At 39.3% G+C, this 19,248-nt stretch carries 16 protein-coding genes and 3 pseudogenes; 14 read left to right on the top strand and 5 right to left on the bottom strand.

The window, feature by feature from the left end:
• Positions 1-59: 59 nt before the first annotated feature.
• Positions 60-701, bottom strand: a complete 642-nt coding sequence (locus FHS60_RS08070; protein WP_009346619.1) for a hypothetical protein — start codon at positions 699-701, stop codon at positions 60-62.
• A gap of 151 nt (positions 702-852) precedes the next feature.
• Between FHS60_RS08070 and FHS60_RS08065 the strand changes: the two genes are divergently transcribed.
• The 6 genes from FHS60_RS08065 to FHS60_RS08040 all read left to right on the top strand — a co-directional run bounded on the left by FHS60_RS08065 (position 853) and on the right by FHS60_RS08040 (position 6,291).
• Positions 853-3,108 carry an inorganic phosphate transporter gene (locus FHS60_RS08065; protein WP_009346618.1) on the top strand — a complete coding sequence of 752 codons (2,256 nt, stop codon included), beginning with the start codon at positions 853-855 and terminating at the stop codon, positions 3,106-3,108.
• A gap of 52 nt (positions 3,109-3,160) precedes the next feature.
• Positions 3,161-3,988, top strand: coding sequence for a Rossmann-like and DUF2520 domain-containing protein (locus tag FHS60_RS08060; RefSeq protein ID WP_183697438.1), 828 nt, complete (start codon positions 3,161-3,163; stop codon positions 3,986-3,988).
• Positions 3,981-4,511, top strand: coding sequence for a KdsC family phosphatase (locus FHS60_RS08055; RefSeq protein ID WP_183697435.1), 531 nt, complete (start codon positions 3,981-3,983; stop codon positions 4,509-4,511). The genes FHS60_RS08060 and FHS60_RS08055 overlap by 8 nt, the downstream gene beginning before the upstream one ends.
• A gap of 75 nt (positions 4,512-4,586) precedes the next feature.
• On the top strand, positions 4,587-5,168 hold the full coding sequence (locus tag FHS60_RS08050; protein ID WP_183697430.1) for a Maf-like protein: 582 nt from the start codon (positions 4,587-4,589) through the stop codon (positions 5,166-5,168).
• Positions 5,165-5,776, top strand: a complete 612-nt coding sequence (locus tag FHS60_RS08045) for an L-threonylcarbamoyladenylate synthase (protein WP_183697506.1) — start codon at positions 5,165-5,167, stop codon at positions 5,774-5,776. The genes FHS60_RS08050 and FHS60_RS08045 overlap by 4 nt, the downstream gene beginning before the upstream one ends.
• Before the next feature lie 41 nt (positions 5,777-5,817).
• Positions 5,818-6,291: a hypothetical protein gene (locus FHS60_RS08040; RefSeq protein WP_183697428.1), complete on the top strand. Its 474-nt coding sequence runs from the start codon at positions 5,818-5,820 to the stop codon at positions 6,289-6,291.
• A gap of 280 nt (positions 6,292-6,571) precedes the next feature.
• Here FHS60_RS08040 and FHS60_RS08035 read toward each other — a convergent pair whose 3' ends face one another.
• The gene (locus FHS60_RS08035) at positions 6,572-7,570 is read right to left on the bottom strand and encodes a PCMD domain-containing protein (RefSeq protein WP_183697425.1); all 999 of its coding nucleotides are present in this window, start codon (positions 7,568-7,570) and stop codon (positions 6,572-6,574) included.
• A 297-nt stretch (positions 7,571-7,867) separates the two neighbouring features.
• Here FHS60_RS08035 and FHS60_RS08030 point away from each other — a divergent pair, with 297 nt between their 5' ends.
• Complete coding sequence (locus FHS60_RS08030; protein WP_183697422.1) at positions 7,868-9,076, top strand: porin; 1,209 nt, start codon at positions 7,868-7,870, stop codon at positions 9,074-9,076.
• 102 nt (positions 9,077-9,178) lie between these two features.
• Here the strand turns inward: FHS60_RS08030 and dnaG are convergent, their stop codons facing one another.
• Positions 9,179-11,116, bottom strand: a complete 1,938-nt coding sequence (dnaG, locus tag FHS60_RS08025; protein WP_183697419.1) for a DNA primase — start codon at positions 11,114-11,116, stop codon at positions 9,179-9,181.
• 98 nt (positions 11,117-11,214) lie between these two features.
• Positions 11,215-12,489 (bottom strand): DUF3078 domain-containing protein, encoded by a 1,275-nt coding sequence (locus tag FHS60_RS08020; protein WP_183697416.1) that lies wholly within the window; start codon positions 12,487-12,489, stop codon positions 11,215-11,217.
• Between the two features lie 301 nt (positions 12,490-12,790).
• Here FHS60_RS08020 and FHS60_RS10540 point away from each other — a divergent pair.
• The 3 genes and pseudogenes from FHS60_RS10540 to FHS60_RS08005 form a co-directional block, all read left to right on the top strand.
• A pseudogene (locus FHS60_RS10540) lies at positions 12,791-13,111 on the top strand (IS982 family transposase); the annotation flags it as partial.
• A gap of 75 nt (positions 13,112-13,186) precedes the next feature.
• A pseudogene (locus FHS60_RS10535) lies at positions 13,187-13,396 on the top strand (IS256 family transposase); the annotation flags it as partial.
• A 48-nt stretch (positions 13,397-13,444) separates the two neighbouring features.
• A complete protein-coding gene (locus tag FHS60_RS08005) occupies positions 13,445-13,819 on the top strand; it encodes a transposase (RefSeq protein ID WP_183697502.1) in 375 nt (124 codons plus the stop codon).
• A 464-nt stretch (positions 13,820-14,283) separates the two neighbouring features.
• Here FHS60_RS08005 and FHS60_RS08000 read toward each other — a convergent pair.
• Positions 14,284-14,961: pseudogene (locus tag FHS60_RS08000) on the bottom strand (IS256 family transposase); the annotation flags it as partial.
• A 755-nt stretch (positions 14,962-15,716) separates the two neighbouring features.
• On the opposite strand from FHS60_RS08000, the gene FHS60_RS10475 reads away from it, so the two are divergent.
• The 4 genes from FHS60_RS10475 (at position 15,717) to FHS60_RS07980 (ending at position 19,194) form a co-directional block, all read left to right on the top strand.
• Positions 15,717-17,588: an NERD domain-containing protein gene (locus tag FHS60_RS10475; protein WP_183697410.1), complete on the top strand. Its 1,872-nt coding sequence runs from the start codon at positions 15,717-15,719 to the stop codon at positions 17,586-17,588.
• 103 nt (positions 17,589-17,691) lie between these two features.
• On the top strand, positions 17,692-17,916 hold the full coding sequence (locus tag FHS60_RS07990; RefSeq protein ID WP_074452762.1) for a helix-turn-helix transcriptional regulator: 225 nt from the start codon (positions 17,692-17,694) through the stop codon (positions 17,914-17,916).
• Positions 17,913-18,248: a HipA N-terminal domain-containing protein gene (locus FHS60_RS07985; RefSeq protein WP_183697407.1), complete on the top strand. Its 336-nt coding sequence runs from the start codon at positions 17,913-17,915 to the stop codon at positions 18,246-18,248. The genes FHS60_RS07990 and FHS60_RS07985 overlap by 4 nt, the downstream gene beginning before the upstream one ends.
• Positions 18,238-19,194: a HipA domain-containing protein gene (locus FHS60_RS07980; RefSeq protein WP_183697405.1), complete on the top strand. Its 957-nt coding sequence runs from the start codon at positions 18,238-18,240 to the stop codon at positions 19,192-19,194. Before FHS60_RS07985 ends, FHS60_RS07980 begins: the two co-directional genes overlap by 11 nt.
• Positions 19,195-19,248: the final 54 nt, after the last annotated feature.

The following is a 19,248-nucleotide window of genomic DNA, read 5'->3' as shown; positions in this document are numbered from 1 at the left end:
TTATTGTTTGATAATTTAGAATTTAAATAATAAGCTATTGATAACTTGAAAATCAGTGACTATTTGTTTTCTGCTTTTTCTTCAGCGTTAGGTTCTTTTTTTGCCAAAATAACAATGTGGAAAACATATTCTGTCATCCAATTAGCTGAGTAATCTAAATGTCTCTGATATTGTCTTACGGCCATTACGCTTTTACGAACTCCTTCATCTTTCCAAGAATCTTTAGTTGTAATATCTGTAATGGTTTTCTGGGTCATGGAATATAATGCTTTACGCATAAATCCAGGGACACGAAACTTCCATTTCATAAGGTTTCCTACAAGCATCATAAGTTCTTGCGTAAAGCCTTGAAACTGGAAAAGATATTGCTGCATCTGTTGGAGGGTGCGGCAATTTTTTTTTATGCTTGCATCAATCTCAGAGAAAAAATTGGTAGGCATCCCGTATAATGAGGATAACATTTCTTTGCAGCGTTTTTTTTCGTTAATTCCAAGTTTATTATTGGTTGTAGGAACATGTAGTGTCTGTTTAAAAACACGCAGATCAGGAAATGCTGCTAAATTAGAGATTCCCATTTGTGAAGCCATAACAGCTTGGTAGTACACACGGATAAGAGATACAAAATCTTCCATACCTCCAACGCGCCATCCTTTTTCAGCCTCTGTAGCTTTTTTAGCAAATAGTTTTGAGAAAATACCCATTTTATATAGTGTTTCTTTTGGACTACAAAAATAGCAAACATATTACAAATCCTACAGAAAAAATAGATTTTTCTGCTATAACCGATATTTGTTCATTGGTCTTTCAGAAACGATTATATATTTTTGCATTCAAAATGATCTAAAAGAATTTATGAGTGTCCTTTATTTAGGGATTTTACTATTTCTCTTTGCTTTGGCAATCTGTGATTTAAGCGTAGGGGTTGCAGGAAGTGCTGTACCTTTTATGAGTCCTGCTATGGGATCAAAAGCTGCAAAGTTTCGGATCTTACTTGCTGTTGCTGCAGTTGGAGTCTTTGTGGGAGCAGCCACAAGTGATGGGATGATGGATGTTGCGCGTCACGGAATTATGACTCCAACATATTTTAGCTTTGATGATATAATTTGTATTTGTCTAGCTGTTACTGCAACGGATATTATCCTAATGGATATCTTTAACACATTAGGCCTACCTACGTCTACAACGGTCTCTATGGTCTTTGGGCTTTTAGGAAGTTCTAGTGCAATAGCTTTATTTAAGATAGCACAGAATGGGCATACTTATGCTGAATTGATAAATACAGATAAAGCTCTGCAGATTATAATAAGTATTTTTGCAAGTGTCGCTATAGCCTTTGTTTTTGGCTCTATAGTGATGTGGTTAACACGTATTATTTTTACGTTCAATTATCGGAGGCATCTTAAATATAGTATTGCTATCTTTGGTGGATTTTGCATTACCTGCATTATGTATTTCCTTTTGGTGAAAGGTCTAAGAGGTACTTCATTGCTCAACGCGATAGGCATGACACCCAATTGGTTAGACAATAATTCTAGCCAGGTTTTATTTGTTTGCTTCATTATTTTTACGTGCTTAATGCAAATACTGCATTGGTGTCGTGTGAATGTATTAAAAGTGATTGTTTTTTTTGGAACATTTTCACTAGCAATGGCTTTTGCAGGAAACGACTTGGTGAATTTTATTGGTGTGCCTTTAACAAGTCTAGAGGCATTTCTAGATATTTCACGCCATCCCAGTGCAGATCCTCATACTTATACTATGGGCGTTCTTACAGGGCCAAGTGTTGATGCTACGTTTAACGCAATAAAACCTTGGTTTTTTGTTGGTTCTGGGGCTATAATGATGATTGCTTTATGTCTGTCTAAAAAGGCTCGAAAAGTTGTAGAGAATAGTAATAGCTTGGCTTCACAAACAGAAGGTGAGGAGGTTTTTAGCAGTTCTAAGATAGCTCGTTCTATAGTTCGTCAAACGCTTATAGTTAATTCTTTCTTTAGTCGTTTAGAGCCGAATTTTCTAAAAGGTTGGTTGGATACGCGTTTCAATGAAGATGAGAGTATTATGCCTGAAGGAGCAACGTTCGATTTAGTTCGAGCTTGCGTTAATTTGGTGCTTGCAGGACTTCTTATTGTTGTTGGAACGAGCTTACAACTTCCGCTATCTACAACCTATGTTGCTTTTATGGTGGGCATGGGCTCTTCACTTGCTGATCGAGCTTGGGGAAGAGAAACAGCAGTCTATCGTATTACTGGTGTTATTACCGTTGTTGGTGGATGGTTTGTAACAGCAGGCGCAGCTTTTATTATGAGTAGTTTGGTCGCAACGATGAATCACTTGGCGGGTATCTTTGGTATGATTCTCGTCATAATTATAGTTGTGGTTGTACTTATTCGAAACAATCGCGCATTTAAGAAAAAGCAAGAAGAGGAAACGGTAGACCTTGTTTTCCGTAAACTGGTTCATGCAAAGGATAAGAATGAGGTTTGGGACTTACTGGTTCTTCATGTTAAGTCTACACAAGTGGAAATGATCGATGTTATGCAAAATACGTTCAATAACATTACTCAAGGAGTAATGAAAGAGAATATTCGACAGTTGCGCACAGCATCCCACGAATTAGAATCAGCTAGAGATAAATGGAAACGTTATCGTCGTAAGGAAATTGTCGGTATGCGTCGCCTTGACTATTTGCAGGCAGTAGAGAAGAATACCTGGTTCCACTTGGGATCTAATAATCTTACGCAAATTTTCTATTGTTTAAAGCGTATGCTTGAGCCTTCTTTAGAGCACGTTGATAATAATTTCAATCCTCTTCCTGAAGTTGATGTTATAGAGTTTACGTCAATTTGTAAGGAGGTTGATGTTATGTTAACGCGTACACGTAAAATGGTTGATAGTGGTGATTTTACGGGGGCAGATGAAGTTCTTGTAGAGGGCAATTTCTTGAAAAAACGCCTTTCTGAAATACGTCATAGTCAGCAGGATCATTTGCAACACGAGGAAGAGAATATACGTGCGACGCTACTGTATTTAAATATGTTGCAAGAAACGCAGGAGTTCATTTCTATGATACGCCACTTGGTGCGTGCCTCAAAAAGATTTCAAGAATAATCTTAGGGCTGATAGTAATTTTTTAAGAGTTAAATACATTTTTCTTTAGAAAATGACGAAAACAGATCAACCTATCGCGGATGTAAACTCATCTTATTGCAAATCTAAAGAAAAGAGTATTTTCTTTATTGGAGCAGGAAATGTTGCTACGCATCTTTCTCATGCTTTATTGCGTGCAGGGTATAAGATAAAGGGGGTTTATAGTCGGACAGCTTCTTCGGCCCAAACTTTGGGTGATACTTTGGGCTGTTTTTGGACTATCAATATTGAGGAACTTTTAGAAGCTGATATATATATATTATCCATAAAGGATAGTGTATTAGAAGAACTTTTATCAAAAGTTATACTAGTATATCCTCAAGCCATTTTTGTTCATACGGCAGGTTCCATACCTATGAGTATTTTTCATGGAAAAGTTAATAAGTATGGAATCTTCTATCCTATGCAGACTTTTTCAAAGAAGCGTGCTGTTTTATTTGATAATATACCTATATTTGTTGAGTCGTCTGATAATGAAGTTGCTCAGATCCTTTTTTCTATGGCACAGTCTATCAGTAGTCAAGTTAATTTCCTTGATTCAGATCGTCGTCTTAGGTTGCATTTAGCCTCAGTTTTAGCGTGCAATTTTGCAAATCATTGCTATACTCTTGCAGCCCAGGAAATGGAAAAAGTTGGGTTACCTTTTGAGTATCTTCTTCCGCTTATTGATGAAACAGCAAAAAAAGTTCATGAACTTTCTCCACGAGAGGCACAGACGGGGCCAGCTGTTCGTTATGACCAGAATGTAATAAACAAACAACTTTCCTTGATTTCAGAAACGATAAAGCGCGACATTTACAAAATGATGAGCCTTTCTATTCACCAGAATTTACATGATTGATTACGACTTGAAAAAAATACGGGCTTTAGCCTTCGACGTTGACGGTGTTTTAAGTACAAACAATGTCTATCTTTTTAGTAATGATGGTCAGCCAATAAGAACGGCTAATATAAAAGATGGCTACGCACTTCAGCTAGCAGTGAAACGTGAACTACAAGTCGCCATTATAACTGGAGGCCGTAGCCCTTTAGTGCGTCAGCGTTATGAACGCCTCGGTCTGCAAAATATCTTTGATGGAGTTTCAGTTAAGATAGATTGTTTCTACCAATGGTGTGAATCTGCAAACCTTCGGCCGGAAGAAGTTCTTTATATGGGTGATGATATCCCTGATTATGAAGTTATGAAAGCTTGCGGATGTCCTGTTTGTCCATATGATGCTGCGGTAGAAATCAAAGAGATTTCATGCTATATTAGTAGTTGTTGTGGAGGCGAAGGCTGTGTTCGAGATGTTGTCGAACAAGTACTTAGAGCCAAAGGTTTTTGGATGAATGGCCTTAATGATAAAGTTGCGTTTGGTTGGTAATTTTCTTTTTTCATTTGTTAGAATCATTCAGCGTTCTACTTTTTACGAATGCACTGAATAAAATAGTTCGAAAAAATGCTTGATAATCTTAGTAAATTCGACGTAATCTTAGCGAGCAGTTCGCCACGTCGTAAAGAGCTTTTACAACGCTTAGGAATAGACTTTAAGGTGCGCACTCTTTTAGGTATAGATGAGTCCTATCCTGCAGAGTTAAAAGGTGAAGAGATAGCAAAATTTATCGCTCGTAAAAAGGCTGATGACTATCGTGAGTCGATGCTTCCCACCGAACTCATTATAACTGCTGACACACTTGTTACTCTCAATGGCGAAGAACTGGGAAAGCCGCATAGTGTTGAGAATGCAAAGGATATGTTGCGTAAATTGTCTGGTCAGGTACACGAGGTTTCTACGGGAGTTTGTGTATTTACAAAAGATAGGTTGGAGAATTTTGTAACCACTTCAAAAGTGATTTTTGCCGAACTTTCTGAGGATGAAATAGACTTTTATGTAGAAAAATATCTTCCGCTTGACAAAGCTGGAGCCTATGGTATTCAAGACTGGATTGGTTTGGTTGCTGTTTCTAGTTTGGAAGGTAGCTATTATAATGTGATGGGCTTGCCAATGCAGCGCCTTTATTGTTGTTTGAAAACATTCTGATGCTACGCTTATATTCCTCTCATAATGATATCTCACGCCTTCAGAAAATCATTGATGTTCTCAATGATGGTGGAGTTATCATATATCCTACAGATACAACTTATGCTTTGGGCTGTAATGCTCTTAAGGAACGTGCTGTAGAGCGTATTTGTCGGATTCGTAACATAGACTTGCGCTCTCATCCGTTAAGCATTATTTGTTACGACATGAGTAACATTAGCGAATATGCTCATATATCTACGCCAGTATTTAAGTTAATGAAGCGGAATCTTCCTGGACCTTTTACTTTTATTCTACCAGGAACGAGTCGGCTACCAAAGATTTTTCGCGCACGTCGTCAAAATGAGGTAGGAATACGTATGCCCGACAACCCCATTACTAATCAGCTAGTTGAAATGCTAGAAGTTCCTTTATTAACAGCATCACTACCGGTAGAGGATCTAGATAGAGAGTATGCTACTAATCCAGAACTCATTGAAGAACATTTTGGGGCGGATGTAGACTTAGTTGTTAATGGAGGAGAAGGAGTGGATACTGAAAGTACCATTGTTGATTGTTTAGACGAAGAACCAAAGATTTTGCGGCAAGGTATTGGTCTCTTAAAATAAAAAAACTTATTGTACAATAAACACTAGAAGAATAAAACGATATGTATAAATTACTTACTTTTTTTACAGCTGTCGCTTTTTTAGGCAGTTGCTCCCAAGATACTTATCGGTCAGAACCTCCGCGTTTTTCCGATATTTCTGTAAAAAAACTATCTGGTACGGGGGCCATTCATGTGGGTGATCGCGTGGTAATTTCTTTAGTAGAGACCAGCAAGGGAAAATTGTTGAATAACACTACTTACTCTTGGTCTTTTAACCCTTCAGCAGGTGTTCGTAATCAGAAATATATGCAAGGAACTGTTTATGATAAAAATACATCTGTGCCAACGGATACTGTTACTGTAACTGCTGCAGGTTCAATTTCTGTGACATTTGTTGGTAAATATAATGTGTCTGGGAATGAGGTTATAAAGGGGTATAAGTTGGATTTTCCGAGTAATGGCTCTGTATATTGTACTAGTTCACCTTTGCTTTATCAGATAACAGCCACGAAATCTTTCAATGTTCTTCCCTAAGTTTTGAGTATACTTATAAAACTCTATGTGTAAGATTTTATAGATTTCTATAACCCTCTATCTTTTATTCAAACTATTTCTGAATAGAAGCATACTTATAGTAATTGAATAATCCTTATTGTATTTTAAGATCAATTGTAAGGTCTATAATTAGTTTTATGCTTCTTTAAAGCATAGCCTTCTTGCTTTAAGAGGTAAAAGAAAGAGGGAGAAATTCTCAAAGCTATATTTTAGTTTGAGAGTATCTCCCTCTTATCCTTTATTGGTGTAATTAAAAGAATTAGTAGACTAAGCGCACATTATCAATCCAAAGAGTGTTACCAACTGTACCTGTATAGGCACCACCATTACTTGAGTCAAATTTTATAATAAGGTGAGTAGGAGTATCATCTGCTGTTCCCCATTCAATCTCCTTGATTGGCACCATCTTACCCTTGGAATTCTTCATGTAAAATTGAGACGTCAGCCCCATGTAGCTCTTGTAGAATGGTTGTGTCGTGATATTGCCATAATTGATAGTAAACTCTTGGTTGTTCATCCAGCTTGTTGTCTGAGTGAAGTAGTGGATCATCGTGCCGATACGCTTGGCATAGACATTTCCTTTTGCATCTTCCCAACGCTTTTGTAAATAAACAACACAATCTGCCAAGTCTCGACCAGCAACACTCTTGGCGCCGCCAAAACCCGTTTGGCGAATACGATCACCAAGGATCAATTTAGTAGCATAATCAAACATAATCGCTTTTGGCTTGCGAGAGAATTTAACACCACAATTCAAATATTTCATAGGATTAGATGAACTGGTAATAGGTTCCATCATTTGTCCTAAGTAAATACTTCCTGCAGCTAAGACTTTAATGTTTACAATGCCTAAAACCTTTACTTGCTCCAGATGAGTATAGAGTTTTGCGCAATAACCATGCCCTGGGCGGACTTGCTTAAACACACTAACATTTGTCTTATAGATACCGCTGACATGTGCCATAACATTTGATGTAGCCCAAGGAGAACCACCAGTGCCTAAGTATGGCGTGCGGCCATTAATCACAGATGTTGGACCAATGGCATAAACCTGTTTTGTTTCTCCTCCAATAATACCACTTTCTTCAATATTGCGAGTGATCCATTGGTCGAAGTTGCCGAAATTGATATACTGGACATTATCTTTGTTGTCCTGTACAAACTCGTTTTCACGCAAGAATTCTGTGCGCAGCGGAAGAGCCTGAGCGGTTACTCCTGTGAAAAGAGCTAAAGTTGCGAGTGAAAGTCTAATAGTCATATCTAATTTTGTATCTTTCTTGAAGTTTTGCAAAGTTACGGGAAAAGCGTGGGAGCACAAAGCAAACACATTCTAAAACCTTTTACTAAGTGAATAATCTGCATATTATGAGTTCTACTTCTTTTTCCAGTTGTAGACTTCTATATCAGCCAATTCATGTGTTTTTTTGTAACAACCATTGTTCTAGTATGGATTTAAAGATTTGATAGAATCAGTATTAGAAAAACTCAAAACCTGTTTACTTCTCTAAAAACATTCTTAATTTTGTGAGCGTAATGTAAATCAAATAAAAAAATCATGAGCAAACTACTCTCAACCACTTTTTGTGGTATGGTGCTGTTCGTTACTGTAGTAAATGCTACTGCAACAGACATCCCCGTATCCAATATACCCATATCTGTTTCAGCAGATAGTATGTTGCATTCTAGTGCGGCGAGACATAACCTTAGCGAAGTGAAAAAAATATTCACATTGGGTACTAAAGCTTCAGCTTCTGAGAGCAAATCAAAGTTTATGGCTGCGTTCGATCCAAGCTTTAAGTTTGGAGGTTACGTTGTGGGTAAAGCCACTGTGACGGATCAAGCCGACAAGACGCACTCTAATTTTGACTTGCGTCTCATTCGTCTCTATATGAATGGATATGCCTTTAAGGATTTCTTCTACTGCATACAGTTGGAGGCGAGCGGACAGCCTAAACAGGACAATGGGCCGCGTGTGCTTGATGCTTTTGTTGAGTGGCAGTATTGGAAAGAGCTACGAGTGAAGCTAGGCCAGTTCAAGCGTGGATTTACCTTTGAGAATTCGATGAGCCCATGGGAAATAGGGTGGGGGGCATTCTCACAGTTATCTAATAAGTTGGCTGGAATCTCTGCTGATCGCAATGGTGCACATAAGTCGGGCGGTCGTGATGTGGGTTTGCAGATACAAGGTGATTTGTTGGCGGCAAAAGACGGTCATCATTGGCTGCATTATCAAGTGGGGCTTTTTAATGGACAAGGAATTAACCATTCTGATAGAGATAATTTCAAAGATATTATTGGAGGACTTTGGGTAAATCCCTGCAAGAACCTGCGCTTTGGATGGTTTGGTTGGAGTGGTAAATATACCAATGAGAATTACAAATCAACTGACCCTTTTAGTCTGAAAAGTGTGAGGCGTATACGTTGGTCTGCAGGGCTAGACTATGAAAATAATTGGATTGTACGTGGCGAATACGGACATTCTGTTGGCGGTGTAATAACTAATAGTCTGAGTTCCGAACGTGCCGATTCTTGGTATGCTACTGTTGGTGCACCTATTACTAAGAATCTCAAACTTTATGGTCGTTGGGACTGCTATAGAGAAGCAAAGCAATGGAATAATCTTGTTGCTAATTATGGCCTTGCGGCTAATTGCCGATTGGCAAAGAACTTTATGCTCCAGCTCAATTATTATCTGACAAATAATCGTACTATTCAAGACAAGTATTATAATACGGTCGAACTGCAAGTTTATGCCCGTTTCTAAGTCTGTAATAAAACAGATCAGCTTTATTCTCTTTTGGAGTAAGGCTGCTCTGTTCTTTTATAAATTATCCTTGAGGAGCAATAACAACTGTTTATTGCTCTTTTATTTTAGTGTAATAATGCGCTGTGTAGCTTCTCCTATAGCTCTATGAAGCTCATCCAGTTCTTTAATTTTTCTCATATATTCCAGCACCTTTGGGAGGTCACCGCTCTTGTATATTTCAGCCAACTCTTGGCGTGCAGTTTCAAGCTCCGCCTCTATAAGTGCCATCTTGTAATCGTTGAGGAGCTGTGGGATACGATTAGCAAGATGGTCAGTATCGTCTCCATATTGTACGCGGTTATTAGTGCAGAGTTCGTTCTTATCTGTTGAAAGTTCTGCTGCAAGCATACTTATGGAGCCTTTTGGGTTTTTGAGGAAGAAAGGAAGCGAACGCCAATTTTCATCAGAAACATGGAGTTCTGCTTCTGAAAGAATGTACTGATAAAGTTTGTTTTGCAACTTCAAACCATCGTTCTTCAAATCGTCGCAGATGTAGCTCGTCACGGTATACTGAACGCCTTCAGCTTCAAAAAGAAGTTGTTCACCATACCTAATAATATCTCTGATGAGCAGCCGTTCCATTTGAGCTACTTTATTGTGCGATTCTATTTGCAAACCTTCTTTGCGCTGTTTCTCTTGCTCTTGAAGTTCCTGCTTGCGTTGGCGTTCATCTTTTTGATATGTCTGTGTTGTGACACCTCTACGAATCTTGGCCACTTCAGACAGAATCATCTCTTCGCTGACTTGCATCATCTGCGCGCACTCTCTCGAATACATCTGGCGGATAACACCTTCAGGAATAAGACTGATACTGCTGATAATGTCAGAGATAAAGTTTGCTCGCTGTATTGGATCGTTATCACTATCCTTCATCAGTAGATCCGTCTTAAAGCGGATGAAATCTACCTGATTTTCCTTTATATATTCCTGAAATTTGGATGCGCCATATTTTTGTGCGAAACTATCCGGATCCTCTCCTTCTGGAAGAAGAAGAACTTTTATGTTCAATCCTTCAGAGAGAAGCATATCAATGCCTCGCAAACTTGCATGAATACCGGCATTGTCACCATCGTAGAGAACTGTGATATTATTAGTGAAGCGGTGAAGCAAACGGATTTGTCCCTCAGTGAGTGAAGTTCCACTAGAGGAAACAACGTTCTCGACACCGCTTTGGTGCATGGAGATAACATCCATATAGCCCTCTACAAGAAAACAACTATTTTCTTGAACAATAGCTCGCTTAGCTTCATAAAGTCCGTAGAGTTCATGGGATTTGCTATAAATCTCCGACTCTGGTGAGTTAACATATTTTCCTACGTTCTTATTCTGTGTGAGAATACGTCCACCGAAGGCAACAACTTTTCCCGAAACGCTGTGGACTGGATAAATAACACGTCCATGATATCTGTCTAAGAGTTTGTTGTCTTCTGTTTTAAAACAAAGTCCCGTTTTGATGAGTAATTCTGGGTTAAAACCTTTTGCGATCGCTGCTTGAGCAATGGCATTCCTATCCACAAGCGAATAGCCTAAATGGAACTTACGAATAATATCATCACGAAGACCGCGCTGCCGGAAATAAGCCAATCCGATGGCAAGACCATCGGCTGATTCATGTAGATTCTTTTCAAAATAGTTGCGTGCCCATTCATTAAGAATAAAAAGACTTTCCCGCTCAGTCTGTGCTTGGCGGTCCTTATCTGTCATCTCTTTTTCACGGATCTCTATACCGTACTTCTTTCCCAACCATTTGATAGCTTCGGGATAGGTGAGCTGTTCCATTTCCATCACGAAATGTAGCGCATTCCCTCCTTTGCCACAGCCATAACATTTACAGATTTGTTTTGCAGGAGAGACTACGAATGAAGGTGTCTTTTCATTGTGAAAAGGGCAAAGGCCTTTGTAGTTTACTCCAGTTTTATGGAGTGTCACAAATTCTTTCACAACGTCAACTATGTCGGTGGCGTCAAGAACTTTCTGTATTGTGCTGTGATCAATCATAATAAGTGCCTTGTGTAGACAGGAGTGGATGAGAGATACAAAATGCTAATTCAAAGTTTTACACTTTTTCTGTGGAGAGGATATAGTGATGCCTGTGGTTAAAAAGAATAGTCTATACCAACAGAAAGAAATTCCTTGAATTGGAAATAGCTTTCACTATCTTTTCTCCGCACGTTATCATCGAAGCGCGGATAAAGGAAGAGCTTTGTAGAAAGGAAACGATTGATTCTCAAGTAAATCGTATTTTCCCATTCTATTTGTGTGTACTTATAATTCGTATAGTAGAAGAGACGACTATCCCAGGTGATATTCTTCCAAGGCGTCCATTTTGCCGTTATAGTTACGTTCGAACCATAATCAAAGCGCGTGTGATGATCTAACTTTAAACCAAAGGATGGAGCCAATCCCATACGGTTTACATACTTGAAGTCGCAAGCAAAGGGAGAGAGGTTGGCATTCACACTAAAGCGATTATTTTTTGTACGAAGAGAGTATTTCATACCCAACGTGAATAAACTTTCAAAGGGTGACATAAAATCAGAGCGAACTCTTCTCTCATTTTTCTTGTAGCTACGATAGAATTGTGTCCAACTTTGAAGCATGGCTGAATAGTACCAATGTTTCGAAGCTTTGATACCTAATTCGTTTGTAAGACGTATAAGGTCGGTGTTTGTCTTATATCGGTGTTCGGTATCAGAATTTGAGCTCTGAAGTCCAAACTTCATTTCTAGATAATTGTTGAATATTATTTTCTGCTTATTATCGAAATTGGCTTGTGCGTTCAAGGTTGCTAAGAATGAATGGTTACTTTCTCCGCCTTTATACCAATTGTCGGAGATATGGTTCTGCATCAGTTGGAATGAAACGTTTGCACGAAATGTCCAAAAAGAGGGACGATGTACTGCTATGTCCAAATTCTCAAGATTAAAGTCGTCGTTCGTCTTTTCTGCCACTTGTTTAGAAAGTTGCACACTAGGTTTTATAACCTGCTCATAGGAACTTGGTGTAGCACTTTCTATTTCATCGCTTAGGTGCTGAATAAGCCACGGAGATTGGGCATAAACTGAGGCTAAGGCCCTACTTTCCAGTATGGCTCGATAGTCCTTTTCTGGTGTGGATAAAGAGAAGAGTTCTTGAACTGCTTTATCGTAGAACGTTGGGCTGGCAAATAGTCGGAAATAATAGGGATTGGCCAATGTATCAGCCTTTTCATATTTCCAGTTGTCATAGAGCGTTTTGAGCTGCTTTAAGGAATCAGAATAGAATTTTCCGAGACGTTCAATTTTTTGTTTCTCCGTGCGCGCTGGAGTTTGAGCTATACTATTGAGAGTTGCCCAAGTAAAAAGGAGGACAAGGAATATAAATCTATTCATATTTATCATATCTTACATGCATTCTTTGCAAAGTTAGTGATAACTTTTGCAATGCAGCATATTTGTTATTGTGAAACTTTTGTATTGTTTTATTTATTGACAAACGTGTTTCTCAATCTAACGCTATTTTATAACCACAATTCGGTTTAAGGAAGTCTTTCTATTTTGGTATTAATACCCCAATTCGGGATAAGCAGTACTTCTTTTTCCTCAAAAAAAGTTTCAATAAAAACCTAAAAAGAGGATTGTTTTTTGTATATTTACTGTTGATAATCAGTCATATAACAAAATAACAATCCTCATGAAACTTGTCAGCAAAGTTACGGAAATATATTGTATTGCAGATGATTTCTGCAAAGAATATCATTTAGAATTGAACAAAACCTCTCTTTCGCTCTCAAATCCCTCTGCCAATAGTCCAAAACATCGCAAGAGAAAAGGGCGGATGAGTGATGCCGAAATGATCACAATTCTTATATTGTTCCACAGTAATACTTTTCGGAATTTCAAACATTTCTATCTCATTTATGTTTGCCGAGAACTAAAAAAAGAGTTTCCCGATCTACTCTCTTATACACGTTTTGTTGAGCGTATGCCTCGTGTTGCAATACCCTTATTGCTCGATACTGTCCTAAAAAAGTGTGTAAGCTCCCAAGTTCTTATATTTGTAGTGAATTCAAAACTCAAACAAAGAACAATGAAGCTTACAACAGAACAAAGATCGGAATTACTTTCCGAACTGGCCTCCAGTGAGGCTGGTTTTAATGAGTTATTTCGCGTACTTTTGGAGAGTTTTTCCAAGCAGGAGCGCGCCCTCTTTCTCTAGGAACATAAGGGTGAACAAGCCAATGGCTTCCGTCCTCGGCGTTGGCGGGGTCATGGTTGGAGTTTTCAACTTCGCATCCCTTGTCCTGTACTAAATAAGTTGACAGTTCATAAACTCAAAAAAAGATATATGTCAAGATTAAAGTACAGCGAAACAGAGAAAGTCCTGTTGTTGCGTTCTTACCTGCAGAGCGGTATGAACGCTAAAAATTTTTCACGTAGTTGTGGAGTTCCTTATACCACCTTCCGCTATATTTGCAAGCAATATGGCACTCCTGATCTCTCCACAATCGAAGGACTTATGAAAGAAACAAAAATCCCGAATACTGTCGAAGAACTCCAGTCTCAACTCTCTAAAGAGCGCAAAGCCTATGAGGCAGAGATTAAGCGCCTCAAGAAGGCTCTTTCTGAATCCGAATTGCGATGTTTGGCCAACTCCACCATGATAGATTTAGCGGAGAAAATGTTTAATATCCCCATCCGAAAAAAACGCGATGCCAAGTAATCAATACTTTGTCTCAGAGCCAGGAAGAGGATACGTCCGTGCGGCGTAATGTCTCCTTTCTCTGCGATTATCTTGGCATAAGCAGACAAGGTTATTACAAGTATATAGTTCAAGAAAAAGAAGAGGAAATCCTAGGAACGAGTATCGTCCTTTATGCCACAGAGCTGCGTAAGGACCTCCCCAAAGCAGGCATGCGCGAACTCTACGAACTGTGTCGTCGCAAGTTCCAATATAAGTTTTCCATTGGTCGCGACCAATGCTACAATCTCTTCCGTTCCAACGGCCTGTGTCAGCGCTACCGCAAACGTCCTCGGACAACCTTTTCAAATCATAATTATTTCATTTTCGATGACTTACTTAATACAACCCCAAAACTCAAGCCCACCCATTTCGGTCAACTCTGTGTTGCCGACATCACCTATGTTGCCACTCAACAAGGTTGGGCATACCTCTCACTAGTAACAGATGCCGCTCAAAGCATCGGACACAATCAAGTCGATTTGTTTCACACCACGTTCCTTGAGGGCTTGCAGCTCCATTTCCCAAGCAATCGCACCTTCTGTGGGGTGATTTACCACCGTGAGCACCTCGCGACTGCCGTCGGGTAGCAGTCCCAACATTGTGTAGTAAGCCTCCTTTGAGACGCTACCCTCGCGACGCGTGGAACAGAACGTGGCATCGATGTAGACGGCTAAATAGTGAGGAGAAAGTTGGCGCGAAAGCCACTCTTGGATCTCCTTATAACAAGCCCCTGCCAGATAGCTTACCTGCTGTTTGCTGTAAAGGTGACGGTAGATGCGACGACCCACCTCGGCGATGTCTTCACAGGAGAGTCCACGGGAATACAACTCGTAAAAAAGCTGTGTACGCTCACTCTCCCGAGAGGATAAAATACCAAGAATGATGGGTTGAAATGCATTGGAACGCGTGCGAGGGATGCGAAGTTGAAAACTCCAACCATGACCCCGCCAACGCCGAGGACGGAAACCATTGGCTTGTTCACCCTTATGTTCCTCGAGAAAGAGGGAGCGCTCCTGCTTGGAAAAACTCTCCAAAAGTACGCGAAATAACTCATTAAATCCAGCCTCACTGGAGGCCAGTTCGGAAAGTAATTCCGATCTTTGTTCTGTTGTAAGCTTCATTGTTCTTTGTTTGATTTTTGAATTCACTACAAATATAAGAACTGGGGAGCTTACACACTTTTTTAGGACAGTATCTTGAATTTCGAGGGACACTTTTTCTATCCCCGGGGGACAGATTTTGTACCTTTGATGTAATCTTGAGGGGTACAGTTAAGAAAAAATCTGCAAATTGACAATACTTAAGTCAAAAATCTGCAAACACCCGAATAAACTTTAACACTTGAAAATAAGCGGTTTAAGGCGGTATTCTTGTAGATTTTATGATTTTTTACAGTGGGTTCACTTTCGATGCAACATCATTACCCCTCTATCACTTAGGCGATTAGCCATTTAATCGGTACAAGGCACCCTGAAATAAATGAAAAATCAGTTTTATCTAACTGTTTTATAGGTGGTTATGTGCTTGTACCGCATGGCTTAGTTCTCACTCTTTCAATCTTCTTTTTGTCGGTGTTACCTGTTAGTCAGCTAATTACAATACCTCCCATTTGTTTTTAGCACGCTTGCTCACTACAAAAGTACCCTTTTCGGAGCATATCAAAGCAAAATGATGCAAGGAAAATATCATAGTCCTCCCTATTGGGTATAATTTCTTCTTTCATTGGAAGAATATCCCCGAAAAGGGGCATAATAGATTTCTATTCATTATATTTGCCACTGATAAGGTATATAATGACTTTGGCGGAGTGAGTCGTGGATAGTGATACGCCTTGAATATGTACCCAAAAGAGACAAAATGGGTACATATTTAGAGTGTGGCACTTCAAGTAATTGAAATAAGGATGGAGGATAATTATCAATCTGCTTATCAAAAGATGATAGAGGCAAAAGAACATCATCGAACAGTCGAAGAGATTATTGATGACATTAAAAAACAACTCATATACGTAAAGGAGGAATCCTTCTTGATTCACGCTATGCGGTTGATTTTCGAACTAGATTCTAAAGAGGCATCATCACTTTATACACATCTGTTATCTCCAATGAGGCAAACACTGTATTTGATAGATGTCTATTACTCAATAGAGATAAGAGAAGAGTCTGTCAACATGGATGAAGAGCGCTGGAATAAAATAGCTATTTTACTCAATGAAATAGAAATGACTTATTTCGTCAGTATCGGGTTTCCCAATAATGGAGAATTATATCACGATGAACGCGATGAAAAAATAGAAGTCTCATTGGTAACTTTTTTTGGTTATTTCAGCAATGCTGTATTAAGCTATGAGGAGCAGACGCGGGATAGGATTGTGAGATATATCAAACCATACGATGGGCATATTCAATCACGCTATGGTTTTACAATAGATGAGGCATTAAAGTTTATTTTGCATGTAAGAAGTTTGAATAATAATAAATTAAACAATATAATTAAACCTTATGCGGATAGATTCGTTCTCTATAAAACTCATCCAGAGGAATGGCGCAATTTGACTCGAAAATTTGAAGAAAGAGGACTTAATGATCCTCGTGATTGGTGGAATGAACCCGAACTCAGCGATCTCAAGAAAGCTATAACAACAAGCCCTGGGGAGATTCATGTACATGAGACAAAGGAGTTGATGAATGTAGAGATATCTCCTAATAGTTTACAGCACATTCTGGATTTCTTTTCGTATGACAAGGATTTATTAAAAGGGGAAATTGTTTACTATTCAAATAAGCATTACTCGGAATCACATCCTCTTGTTCAAATAGAAGAAAAATTCGTTTGCCCCATCACTAAATTCCTATTTGAGGGGTTGTTCTTTAGATTGGATGAAGCGTTAATGAAAGAAGAACCCTCAGGTAAGTATAAACAAAACAAGGCAATAGCATTTGAGAAGAAGGTCAAAGAGGTGTTTCAGGAGTTTTTTCCTGAAAAGACGAAGATTTTCGCTAATTACAGCGTTGATGGTACTTCGGAGAATGATTTATTAATAATAATTGGAAACACTTGCGTTATAGTAGAAATAAAGAGTTGTAATTTTCGAGAACCATTTCGAGACCCCATCAAAGCATATGAACGGATAAAAAGAGATTTTCAGAAAGCTATTCAATCGGGATATGAACAATGTAGACGTGTAGAGAAGATCTTCTTAGCAAATCAGGATGTCGACATCTATGACGCAGAGAATAAGAATGCTAGTCTGTATCATCTTAAAAAAAAGGATATTGGCAAAGTTTGGTCTATTGTTGTTACAGATTTTAAGTACGGAGCAATTCAGACCGATCTTTCTAAGCTATTGGAGAAGGACGAAGATGCTCTCTATCCGTGGGCCGTTTCTATTGATGATCTAGAAGTGCTATTCTTATTAATGAAAAAGATGCTGAAAGGGATAGCTCCAGCACGTTTCATTGAGTTTCTTGATTATAGAGAAAAAATGCAAGAGCACGTTCTGTGTCTTGATGAATTGGAAATCTGTGGCTGGTATTTGAATGACCGTAAACAATTCAAGGAATATTCAGACAAGAATATGCTTCTTACCACTACTTCCGATATGGGGGCAATCTTTGATGCCTATTACCATGTTGGACTTGGATTCAAGGATGAATTGGACATAGGTATCAAGAAATGCTATAAAAAACCAGATTACCCAAAGTGTTTTGAGGTGAATGTTATAACGAATGATATGGAAAGAAGGTAGATAAAACTTATAGTTGCAAGAAGAACAATAAGTGATTGTATTTTCAGAGTTTTTAGGAAATGATGTGATTTGTTTATCTCTTAGTATAAAAGAGTTGTTATGTATGGTAGCGAAGACAATCATAGCGCAGTATGTGAAAGAGATGCGCAAGAAATATAAACTGACACAAGTAGACCTCTCCGAGAAAGCAGGAGTGGGGCTACGCTTTGTGCGTGAACTAGAGCAAGGCAAGACCACGCTTCGCCTCGACAAGGTCAATAAAGTATTCGAACTCTTCGGCTCGGAGTGTGGTCCTGTGCCGATTAAACGAGATGGAGATGACGTATGAAACAGGCTATTGTTTATTGGAAGACGCTCAAAGCTGGCATCCTCACAGAAAGTGATGAGGGTTATTCCTTTGCTTACGACAAGGACTATCCGACTATGCCCGAAGCTCAGGGTATAAGCCTAACAATGCCTTTGCGAGAAGAGCCTTTCCAAAGCAATACACTTCATCCATTCTTTGACGGACTTATTCCTGAGGGATGGCTTTTAGATATTGCTCAGAAGAATTGGAAGATAGACGCAAGGGATCGAATGGCGTTGCTATTGGCTTGTTGCCGTGACTGTATTGGAGCGGTAAGTATCGAACCCCTAAATACGACTGAAGATGAAGAATAGATGCCTATACTGCTACGAGCCTTTGGTCGATGGAGAGGTGGATTATCATGCCAAGTGTTGTCGCAAATTGTTTGGAACGAGCCAAGCACCAATATTGCCTTATACGAGTAGTGAAGTACGAGCGTTGGCTGACGAGGTTGTTCGTTCGCAAACCACAGTGACAGGAGTACAACCCAAGCTATCTCTCGACTTTGATCAGATGAGCAATTCGCCCAAGCGATTTACCATCGTGGGCTTGTGGGGACGGTTTATCCTTAAACCTCAAACAGAGCGTTATCCGCATCTCCCCGAGTTGGAAGATGTGTCGATACACCTTGCAGAGATTGCCAAGATTGAAACAGTTCCTCATGGACTGATGCGATTTAGCGATGGCGAACTATGCTATATCACTCGTCGCATAGACCGAACAGAGCAGGGCGAAAAAATCCCAATGGAAGATATGTGTCAGTTGTCAGAGCGTCTGACCGAATATAAATACAAAGGTTCACACGAGCAGATAGCCAAACTCATCTCCAAGTATAGCTCTGTGCCGAAACTTGATCTTGTCAAGTACTGGGAGCAAGTTCTCTTCTCGTGGCTGATAGGTAATGCAGATATGCACCTTAAGAATTACTCGCTCTATGCGCCAATGGGCAATGAATATCAACTCACTCCAGCCTATGATCTGTTGTCTACGGCTCTCGTTATTCCCGAGGATACAGAAGAACTTGCACTAACGCTCTGTGGCAAGAAGCGCAAACTCACTCGCCAACACTTCGTCGAAGCAATGATAGCCTCAGGACTGGATGAGAAAGTGTGCGACAACATCTTCGCTCGCTTTGGGCACATCCTCCCCGAATGGGAAGCCTGCATCCGCCAGAGTTTTCTTCCTAAGAAAATGCAGGATCAGTACGTAGAATTAATACAAAAGAGATCCTGGCCTTCCAGTGGTTGTAAACTTTCATAATTTCTATATAAGCAGGAAAGTCTTGAGTGAAAAATGATAAAATATCAGAATGTT

The sequence above is a fragment of the Alloprevotella rava genome (assembly GCF_014195585.1).
GTDB lineage: Bacteria > Bacteroidota > Bacteroidia > Bacteroidales > Bacteroidaceae > Alloprevotella > Alloprevotella rava.
The sequence above is the reverse complement of the archived record's forward strand: the minus strand, read 5'-3'. Positions and strand labels throughout refer to the sequence as shown.